The 11,054-nt window shown below is 66.6% G+C and carries 5 protein-coding genes; 3 read left to right on the forward strand and 2 right to left on the reverse strand.

What is annotated here, in order from left to right:
* Nucleotides 1-16: 16 nt before the first annotated feature.
* Nucleotides 17-1,531 (reverse strand): nitrate/nitrite transporter, encoded by a 1,515-nt coding sequence (locus IU459_RS06540; protein WP_440446465.1) that lies wholly within the window; start codon nt 1,529-1,531, stop codon nt 17-19.
* A gap of 295 nt (nt 1,532-1,826) precedes the next feature.
* A complete protein-coding gene (locus IU459_RS06545; RefSeq protein WP_324198767.1) occupies nt 1,827-3,074 on the reverse strand; it encodes an MFS transporter in 1,248 nt (415 codons plus the stop codon).
* Between the two features lie 65 nt (nt 3,075-3,139).
* Here IU459_RS06545 and IU459_RS06550 point away from each other — a divergent pair, with 65 nt between their 5' ends.
* The 3 genes from IU459_RS06550 to IU459_RS06560 form a co-directional block, all read left to right on the forward strand.
* Nucleotides 3,140-3,811 (forward strand): FadR/GntR family transcriptional regulator, encoded by a 672-nt coding sequence (locus IU459_RS06550; RefSeq protein ID WP_195128538.1) that lies wholly within the window; start codon nt 3,140-3,142, stop codon nt 3,809-3,811.
* Between the two features lie 200 nt (nt 3,812-4,011).
* Nucleotides 4,012-5,493, forward strand: coding sequence for an MFS transporter (locus IU459_RS06555; RefSeq protein ID WP_195128539.1), 1,482 nt, complete (start codon nt 4,012-4,014; stop codon nt 5,491-5,493).
* A 736-nt stretch (nt 5,494-6,229) separates the two neighbouring features.
* The coding region (locus tag IU459_RS06560; protein ID WP_195128540.1) for a beta strand repeat-containing protein at nt 6,230-11,054 on the forward strand (4,825 nt) is incomplete at its 3' end.

Below are 11,054 nucleotides of genomic sequence, written 5' to 3' on the forward strand. Positions count from 1 at the left end.
TGGACTGGATCTGGTGTCAGGCGCGGGCCGACGAGCTGGTGGACTGGGACGGGGCGCTCTGGGAGCGGCTGGCTTCGGCTTCGAGCACGAACGACTCGGCTTCCACCACGACATCGGAATCGGCGGCGACCCGGGCTGCGGGGCGGCGCAGGAATACTGCCCAGACCACCAGCGCGCAGACCACGTAGAAGGCCATGAACACCCAGAACGCGGTGGTCGCCGACTTGGTCGAGGCGTAGGAGGAGCGCAGCACCAGGTTGATGCCCACGCCGCCGAGCCCGCCGATGGCGCCGACGAAACCGATGAGCGCTCCGGAGGTGTTCTGCGACCACGCGGCCCGCGCGTCGGGGGTGGCGTCGAGGCTCTTGGACTTCGCCTCGAAGACCGACGGGATGATTTTGGTGACCGATCCGTTGCCGATACCCGACAGCACGAACAGTGCGATGAAGCCGACGACCAGCGCGGTCATCACCGCACCGGTGGCCACGCCGTTGTTGCGGTCTGCCATCGTGCTGGCCACCGCCACCAGCACCGCGGCGCCCATCATCGCGCCGAACACGTACAGCGTGACCCGGCTACCGCCGATGCGGTCGGCCCACTTGCCGCCGTAGGGTCGGGCCAGCGAGCCGAGCAAGGGACCGATGAACGCGATCTGCGCGGCGTGCAGGGTGGCCTGCACGGCGCTGTCGCCACCGGCCTTGAAGCTGATCTGCAGGATCTGGCCGAAGGCGAAGCTGTAGCCGATGAACGAGCCGAACGTGCCGATGTAGAGGAACGCGATCGCCCAGGACTGTGGCACCTTCAGGGCGGTGATCATGTAGGACAGGTCGGCCTTCTGGTTCGGCAGGTTGTCCATGTACAGCGCCGCGCCGAGCCCGGCGATCACGACGAACACCAGGTAGATCGCGCAGATCAGCGACGCGTAGCTGTTGCCGAGAGTGGCGATCACCAGCAGGCCGATCAGCTGGATTACCGGAACGCCGATATTGCCCCCACCCGCGTTCAGGCCCAGCGCCCAGCCTTTCAACCGCTGCGGGTAGAAGGCGTTGATGTTGGTCATCGAAGAGGCGAAGTTGCCGCCGCCGAAGCCCGCGAACGCGGCGATCACCAGGAACGTCGTGTAGGACGTGCCGGGCTGGTTGATGAAGTACAGCGTGAGCAGCGTCGGAATGAGCAGCAGGGCCGCGCTGAACACGGTCCAGTTGCGCCCGCCGAAGCGCGCGGTCGCGACGGTGTAGGGGATCCGCAGGATCGCGCCCACCAGCGTCGGAACCGCGACCAGGAAGAACTTGCCCGCGGGATCGATGCCGAACTTGTCGGTGGGCATGAACAGCACCATCACCGACCAGATCGACCAGACCGAGAATCCGACGTGCTCGGCGACGACCGACCAGATCAGGTTGCGCTTGGCGACGTTCTTGCCGCCCGCTTCCCAGGCCGCGACATCCTCGGCATCCCAATGCTCGATCTGCGGCCTGCGGATCTTCGTCCATAGCGCTTCCGAACGGTTACGCGTCAGCGTGCTCAACAGGGCCTCCCAAAGTCGGTTGGCCCCACGGTAGGAAATGGGTATTGCCGAAATGCTGCGCGAAATGACCGTCAAATCAACGGTTGCTCACGATTACCGGCGACGCCGGGTGAGTTCCGGGTAATTGTTTCGAGCATGTGACACGGCGGTTTCCGCGCGTGACAAAGCGGCCGATCTCGAATGGGATCGCCCGTGAGGTGTGATGCGCGCTACCCGCCGCATGCGTCGCCCACATCCTTACTCGGTTCGCACAGCCACGCAACCGGAGTTGTGAGATTCGGCGAAATAGGCGGGAGGCTCAGCTCCAGGTGTCTTCGAGCATGCGCGGTTTGCAGGCTTGCCAGGCGCCGGTCAGCAGCACGAGCACGGCGGCGCCGAGCATCGCGAACGGAGCGAGCCACCCGCTGGTCGCCGTGTGCAGTATGCCGAACAGCAGCGGCCCCGCACAGGCCACCGCGTATCCGACGCCTTGGGTGAAGCCGGACAGCGCGGCCGACCCGCCCGGTGTGCGGGTGCGCAGGTTGATCAGCGTCAGTGCCATCGGGAAGGTGCTCGGTCCGAGGCCGAGCAGCACAACCCAGAGGATCGGCGCGGCCATCGGCGCGGCCAGCAGTCCGGCGAACGCGATGAAGAACAGCACCGCGCAGCCGGCCACCACGGGGAAGGGATTGCGGAACCGGGCGACCACGGTGGGCGCGGTCAGCGCGGCGACCACGCCCACCCCGGCGAACAGCCCCAGCATCGCGCCGCCGTACCCGGCGCTCGCCCCCGCCTCGCGCAGAACTTTGGGCAGCCAGGTGAACATGGAGTAGGTGATCAGCGAGGTCATGCCGAACATGCCCGCCATGCCCCAGGCGATCGGCGAACGCCACACGCGTCCGGCACGCGGCGCCTGCTCCGGTGCGGCCGTCCGGTCCACGTTGTCACGTCCGCGCAGCACCAGCAGCCACGGCACGGCCGCCGCGAAGCCGAGCACGGCCCACACCCCGAGCGAGATACGCCATCCGTGCGCCTCGGCGACCGGCACCGCGGTGAACGCGGGCACGACGGTGCCTAGCTGCACCATGACGATATACAGCGAGCTGATCACCGCGAGGCGATCCGGGAAATACCGCTTCACCAGCGGCGGGATCACCACGTTGCCGATGCCCATGCCCGCGAGCGCGAGGGCGGAGAAGATCAGCAGCTCCACCGTGCCCGACATGAGCACCCGGATCAGCATGCCGGTGCCCGCCATCAGCATGGCGGTCAGCGCGGTGCGCTCCAGTCCGAGCCGGGTGGCCAGGATCGGGGTGAGCAGTCCGGACAGCGCGAACATGGCGGTCGGGATCATGCCGAAAACACCGACAATGGCGGGTCCGTAACCGATTTCGGCGCCGATCTGGTCGGCAAGCGGGCTGAACGCGGTGACGGCGACCCGCAGGGTGAGCGCGGACATCACGATCGCGGCCAGTACCAGCAGGCGACCCTCGGTCAGTGCGCGTCGACGACGCTCGATCAGGACGGATTCCCGACGAGTCACGATTTCCGGAAGGGTCGCAGTCACCGAGAAATCATAGGATGACCGGATGATAAGCGGCAACGATTTGTGATGGGCGGTACTCTGTCGAGGTGCAACCCGTCCGGCGCACCAGCCTCATCGCCCAGGTCACCGAACAGCTTCGGGCCGAAATCCGTTCCGGCCGTTGGCCGATCGGCTCACGCATTCCGACCGAGCCGGAGCTCACCGAGCTCACCGGCACCGGCCGGAATACCGTGCGCGAGGCCGTCCAGGCCCTCGTGCACGCGGGCATGCTGGAACGTCGCCAGGGCTCGGGCACCTATGTGATCGCGGCTTCCGACCTCGGCGGCGCCTTGGGCAAGTACTTCGCCGACGCCGAGGAGCGCGACATCCTCGAGCTGCGCCTCGCACTGGACACCACCGCCGCCGCACTGGCGGCCCGCCGCCGCGACGACACCGACATCACGAACCTGCTGCGCCTGCTCGCCGAGCGCGACAAGGAATGGGACGAAGACCAGGCCGCCGCGATCGAGGCGGACGTGCAACTACACCGCGCGATCGTGGTCGCCAGCCACAACGCGGTGTACCTCGAGTTCTACGACTCGCTGCTGCCGATCATCGAACAGGTCATCCGGGCGCGGACCGCGAAGTCCGACGACTCCTATCCGGAGGAGCACGCGGCCCTGGTGCACGCGGTGATCGACGGCGATCCCGAGCGGGCCGCCGCGGCGACACAATGCTTCCTCAATTCCCTCATTGCCGAATATCCGGACGCGCGATAAACGCAAGACCAGCGAGGTAACCAAGTGGTCACCATCGGCATCCGGCCAATGTGAGTCGGAATTGCCGGGAATGTCATGGAAAGCCACGGGGACGCAACAACCGGCTTTTACCTTTGTCTCGACCGTAGCTAGGCACTCGACAGCCGCCGGCGGCAAAGCGCCGCGATGAGGGCCGGTCGAGCCGAATCGAGAGGAAGCCGATGACCGCCGTAGCAGCCACCGGCCAGCAGTCGCAGCCAACGAGTTTCGAACACCAGAAACGCGGACGCTGGATCGACCACTGGGATCCGGACAACGCGAAATTCTGGGAATCCGGCGGCGCGAAGACCGCTCGCAAGAATCTGATCTTCTCGGTGTTCGCCGAGAATCTCGGCTTCAGCGTCTGGGTCATCTGGGGCACCGTGGTAACCACCATGGGCCTGGCAGGCTTCGACTTCCTGGCCGGACTCGGCAAGGGCAACCCCACCGCGGTGAGCAACGCGCTGCTGCTGACCTCGACCCCGACTCTGGTCGGCGCCGCATTGCGGATTCCGTACACCTTCGCCATCCCCAAATTCGGCGGACGGGCGTTCACCGCGTTCAGTGCGGCCATGTTGTTGATCCCGACCCTCGGCCTGGCCTATTTCGTCAACCAGCCCGGCACGCCCATGTGGGTCTTCCTGATCCTGGCCGCGCTGGCCGGTTTCGGCGGCGGCAACTTCTCCTCGTCGATGGCGAACATCTCGTTCTTCTTCCCCGAAGGCAAGAAGGGTGCGGCCCTGGGCATCAACGCCGCGGGCGGCAACCTCGGCGTCGCGCAGACCCAGCTCATCCTGCCGCTGCTGATCACCCTCGGCACCCACATCATGGCGAAGGATCCCGGCGGCTACCGGTTCGGCATCACCCTGTCGGTGCTGGTCTGGATACCGTTCATCCTGGTCGCCACGTTCGGCGCGCTGCGCTACATGGACAGCATCAGCACCGCGAAGTCCGACGGCAAGTCCTACAAGCTGGCCCTCACCAGCAGGCACACCTGGGTGATGTCGTTCCTCTACATCGGCACCTTCGGCTCGTTCATCGGGTTCTCCTTCGCCTTCCCCACCCTGATCAAGGCCAACTTCCCGGACCTGGCCAAGATCGGCTGGATCACCACGCTCGGTAACCTCGCCTTCCTGGGCGCGCTGGTCGGCTCGTTCAGCCGTCCGTTCGGCGGCTGGGTCTCCGACAAGGTCGGCGGCGCCAAGATCACCGTGTTCGTGTTCGGCACCATGTCGGCCGCGGTCGCGCTCATCATGGCCGCGCTGGAGATGAAGAGCTTCCCGCTGTACCTGACCGCGTTCCTGCTGCTGTTCGTGGCCACCGGCATCGGCAACGGCTCCACCTACCGGATGATCCCGATGATCTTCAGCGCGCAGGCCAAGAAGTACGCCGCCGAACACGGCCTCGACATCACCGAATCCGTGGCTTCGGCCAAGCGCCAGGCCGGCGCCGCCATCGGCGTGATCGGCGCGATCGGTGCCTCCGGCGGCTACCTGCTCCAGCAGGCGCTGCGCCTGTCCAACATCAACTTCGGCAGCATGGCGCCCGCCTTCTGGGCCTACGCCGCGACCTTCCTGGTCATGGCCGGCGTCACCTGGTGGTTCTACCTGCGGTCCTCGTTCGCCATCCAGCGCGTCCCCTCGCTGGCGTACGCGAACGTGTAACCGCCACAGCGTGTCCCGCGGTCCGGACCCCGCGGGACACGGGCGCGGCGGCCCGCCGTTCCCCTCCGGTGAGTCCTGCGCCCACGCATGAGACCGAACGTCCGCCCAGTCGCCCGGGTGAAATCCCGGGTCCGGCAACGGGTCCCGGCCTGCACCGGGACGACGGGCGGGCGTTCGGTTTCGTCGTGTGGAGGTCTGTCACGCACCCGAACGTCAGCCCGCCGTCACCGGCAGGCTGACGTTCGGCATTTGGCACGCGGTTTACGCGCTGCCTTCGGTCCGGGAAGGCCGAGCCACCAGTTCGCCACCGAAATGCCGAGGCGAACAAGATCTTCCGACCTCTGACAGAGGCGGCGAGCAACCGGTCGGCACAAGCCACCGCGAAACAGGCTCTGGTACCTCCTCCGCTCGAGTCGCCGGCCCAGGCACGGTTGGTTCCCGACACGACAGCTCATGTGTCTGTTGCGGAGCCGGCGACCGCTGCAGCCTGCGTCGACCGGCCTCCGGCGCGGCTGCTCGCCGGAGGCGCGCCGCCGCCGAAAACGCCGCTGCCGCAATTCCTGACAAGCCGTTCCCGGCGTCATCGTGCCGGCATCCAAAACGGACTAAAACGGATCGGAGACGCGTTGCCCAGCAACTGGTCCGGAGAGGTTAATGGAAATAGCCGGGCCATTGAGCGAGTCGGGCACCCCCCGGTGCAGAGGAACAATCACCACGGCAACGAGGAGGCAGCGCCATGCCTACCATCACTTCCATCTCCCCCACATCAGGGCCCACCACAGGTGGCACCAGTGTGGTGATAACCGGCACGGGATTCACCGGTCCCACGACCGTCCGATTCGGCAGTACCGCGACGACTTTCACCATGAACTCGCCGACCCAGATCACGGCCATCGCGCCTGCCGGTTCGGCCGGTACAGTGCAGGTCACCGTGACCACCGCGGCGGGTACCAGCAACGGGGTCCCCTATACCTATCTTCCGGTCCCGTCCTTGAGCAGCGTCAGCCCGAGCCAAGGGTCGACCTCGGGCGGGACGACGGTCACGCTGACCGGGTCGGGCCTGACCGGAGTCACCGCGGTCAATTTCGGTAGCACGCCTGCAACTTCGTTCACGGTCAACTCCGACACCCAGATCACGGCGGTATCCCCTGCCGGGAGCGGGATCGTGTCGATCACCGTCACTGGTCCGGGTGGCACCAGCAACCCGGTCACGTTTGTCTACGTCATCGTCCCGACGATCACTTCCATCTCCCCGACGGCAGGTCCCGCCGCGGGCGGCAATAGTGTCGTGATCACCGGCACCAACTTCACCGGCCCACTGACAGTACGGTTCGGCAGCACAGCAACAGTTTTCACCGTCAACTCGCCGACCCAGATCACGGCCACCGCCCCAGCCGGGTCGCCCGGTACCGTACAGGTCACCGTCACCGGCTCGGGTGGAACCAGCAACGGCGTCAATTACACCTATGCCGGAGTTCCCACCCTCACGTCGATCAACCCGAGTTCGGGACCGACCACCGGCGGCACAACGGTCGTCCTCACCGGAACGGGCCTGGCCACCACGACCGCGGTCACTTTCGGTGGCACACCGGCGACCTCGTTCACGGTCAACTCCAACACGCAGGTGACGGCGGTCGCTCCGGCCGGAACGGGGACGGTGCAGGTCACCGTCACCACTGCCGGGGGCACGAGCAACGGACTCTCGTATACCTATGTCGCCGTGCCCACGCTGACTTCGGTGGCGCCGAACTCCGGACCAGCGGCGGGCGGTACGACGGTCGTGCTCACCGGAACAGGATTCACGGGAGCAACCGCGGTGAGTTTCGGTGCGACACCCGCGACCTCGTTCACGGTCAACTCTTCGACCCAGATCACCGCTGTCGCCCCCGCCGGAACGGGAACGGTGCAGGTCACCGTCACCACTCCGGGTGGAACCAGCAACGGGGTGTCCTACAGCTACATTCCGGTTCCGACTCTGACCTCGGTGGTTCCCAGTTCGGGACCAGTGACAGGCGGAACGACGGTTGTGCTGACCGGAACGGGATTCACCGGCGCCACCGCGGTCAACTTCGGCGCCACACCGGCGACCTCGTTCACGGTCGACTCTTCGACCCAGATCACCGCTGTCGCCCCCGCCGGAACAGGCACGGTGCAAGTCACCGTCGTCACTCCAGGTGGAACGAGCAATGGTGTCGCTTACACCTATGTTCCGGCCCCCACCCTCACCACGGTCGTGCCCAGCTCGGGGCCGGTCACCGGCGGGACGACGGTCGTGCTCACCGGGACCAACCTGACCGGAGCGACTGCGGTCACTTTCGGTGCGACACCGGCGACCTCGTTCACAGTGAACTCCGCGACGCAGATCACCGCCGTGGCCCCGGCGGGCACGGGGTCCGTGCAGGTCACCGTCACCACAGCGGGTGGAACCAGTAACGGGGTCACTTACACCTATGTCCCGGTTCCCACCCTGAGCACAGTGGTGCCGAGTTCTGGACCGGTGGCCGGTGGGACGACGGTCGTCCTCACCGGAACGGGATTGACCGGCGCTACTGCGGTCACTTTCGGTGGCACACCGGCGACGTCGTTCACTGTCGACTCCGCAACCCAGATCACCGCCGTCGCTCCGGCCGGAACGGGTACCGTGCAGGTCTCGGTCACCACCGCTGGTGGAACGAGCAATGGTGTTGCCTACACCTATGTTCCGGCCCCCACCCTCACCACCGTGGTTCCCAATGCGGGACCGGTCACCGGCGGGACGACTGTCGTTCTCACCGGAACCAACCTGAGCGGAGCCACAGCCGTCACCTTCGGTGCGACACCGGCAACGTCGTTCACCGTCGACTCCGCAACCCAGATCACCGCGGTCGCCCCGGCGGGCACGGGGTCCGTCGCGGTCACCGTCACGACAGTAGGTGGAACCAGTAACGGGGTCACCTACACCTATGTGGCGGTTCCCACGCTGACCTCCGTCGTGCCGAGTGCGGGTCCGGTCACCGGCGGGACGACGGTCGTTCTCACCGGGACAGGATTGACCGGCGCTACCGCGGTCACTTTCGGTGGCACACCGGCGACCTCGTTCACCGTCGACTCCGCGACGCAGATCACCGCGGTCGCCCCGGCGGGCACGGGATCCGTGCAGGTCACCGTCACCACAGCGGGTGGAACCAGTAACGGTGTCACTTACACCTACGTCGCGGCTCCCACCTTGAGCACAGTGGTGCCGAGTTCAGGATCGGTCACCGGCGGGACGACGGTCGTCCTCACCGGAACAGGGCTCACAGGAACGACATCGGTCACCTTCGGTGGCACACCGGCGACCTCGTTCACCGTCGACTCCGCGACCCAGATCACCGTGGTCGCCCCGGCGGGCACGGGCACCGTGCAGGTCACCGCCACTACCGTGGGCGGAACAAGCAATGGTGTTTCCTACACCTATGTTCCGGTTCCCACCCTGACCACCGTGGTGCCGAGCTCGGGACCAGTGGGGGGTGGGACAACGGTCGTCCTCACCGGAACGGGATTGACCGGCGCTACCGCCGTCAGTTTCGGGGCGACACCGGCGACCTCGTTCACCGTCGACTCCGCGACCCAGATCACCGCGGTCGCCCCGGCGGGCACGGGATCCGTGCAGGTCACCGTCACGACAGTAGGTGGAACCAGTAGCGGGGTCACTTACACCTATGTCCCGGTTCCCACCCTGACCACGGCGGTCCCGAGCTCGGGACCAGAGGGTGGTGGGACAACGGTCGTCCTCACCGGAACGGGATTGACCGGCGCTACCGCCGTCACCTTCGGTGGCACACCGGCGACCTCGTTCACCGTCGACTCCGCGACCCAGATCACCGCAGTCGCCCCAGCGGGCACGGGCACCGTGCAGGTCACCGCCACTACCGTGGGCGGAACAAGCAATGGTGTCGCCTACACCTATGTTCCGGCTCCCGCCCTGACCACCGTGGTTCCCAATGCGGGGCCGGTCACCGGCGGGACGACAGTCGTCCTGACCGGAACCAACCTGACCGGTGCCACAGCCGTCACCTTCGGTGCGACACCGGCGGCCTCGTTCACCGTCGACTCCGCGACCCAGATCACCGCGGTAACCCCCGCGGGGACTGGATCGGTCGCGGTCACCGTTACGACAGTCGGCGGAGTGAGCAACGGCGTCACTTACACCTACGTCGCCGTTCCCACGTTGGCCACAGTGGTGCCTACTTCGGGACCAGTCGGTGGTGGGACAACGGTCGTCCTCACCGGAACGGGATTGACGGGAGCGACCGCGGTCAGTTTCGGTGCGACACCGGCGACTTCGTTCACCGTCGACTCCGCGACTCAGATCACCGCCGTCGCCCCCGCCGGAACTGGCACCGTGCAGGTCACCGCCACCACCGCAGGCGGAACCACTAACGGCGTCGCTTACACCTATGTTCCGGCTCCCACGCTGGCCACAGCGGTGCCGAGTTCGGGACCAGTGGGTGGTGGGACAACGGTCGTTCTCACCGGGACGAATCTGATCGGAACGACCGCGGTGACTTTCGGGGCGACACCAGCTGCTTCGTTCACGGTCGACTCCGCGACCCAGATCACGGCAGTCTCCCCCGCCGGAACAGGGACCGTGCAGGTCACCGCCACTACCGTGGGCGGAACCAGCAATGGTGTTTCCTTCACCTATGTTCCGGCTCCCGCTCTCACCACCGTGGTTCCCAATTCGGGGCCGGTCACCGGCGGGACGACGGTCGTGCTCACCGGAACCGATCTGACGGGTGCCACAGCCGTCAGCTTCGGTGCGACACCGGCAACGTCGTTCACCGTCGACTCCGCAACCCAGATCACGGCAGTCTCCCCCGCCGGAACAGGGACCGTGCAAGTTACCGCCACCACCGTGGGCGGAACCAGCAACGGTGTTTCCTTCACCTATGTTCCGGCTCCCGCTCTCACCACTGCGGCTCCCAACTCGGGCACGGCAGCGGGCGGGACGACGGTTGTCCTGACCGGAACGGATCTGACGGGAACGACCGCGGTCAGTTTCGGTGCGACACCGGCGGCTTCGTTCACGGTCGACTCCGCGACCCAGATCACGGCAGTTTCGCCGGCCGGAACGGGAACCGTGCAGGTCACCGCCACCACCGTGGGTGGGACCAGCAATGGTGTTTCCTTCACCTTCATCCCGGTTCCCGCTCTCACCACTGCGGCTCCCAACTCGGGACCGGCAGCAGGCGGGACGACGGTCGTGCTCACCGGAACCGACCTGACGGGAGCAACAGCCGTCAGTTTCGGTGCGACACCGGCGGCTTCGTTCACGGTCGACTCCGCAACCCAGATCACGGCAGTTTCGCCCGCCGGAACAGGGACCGTGCAGGTCACCGCCACCACCCCGGGCGGAACCAGCAACGGCGTCGCCTTCACCTTCATCCCAGTTCCCGCTCTCACCACTGCGGTCCCCAACTCGGGACCGGCAGCAGGCGGGACGACGGTCGTGCTCACCGGAACCGACCTGACGGGAGCAACAGCCGTCAGTTTCGGTGCGACACCGGCGGCTTCGTTCACGGTCGACTCCGCAACCCAGA

The organism is Nocardia amamiensis (assembly GCF_015477605.1).
Lineage (GTDB): Bacteria > Actinomycetota > Actinomycetes > Mycobacteriales > Mycobacteriaceae > Nocardia > Nocardia amamiensis_A.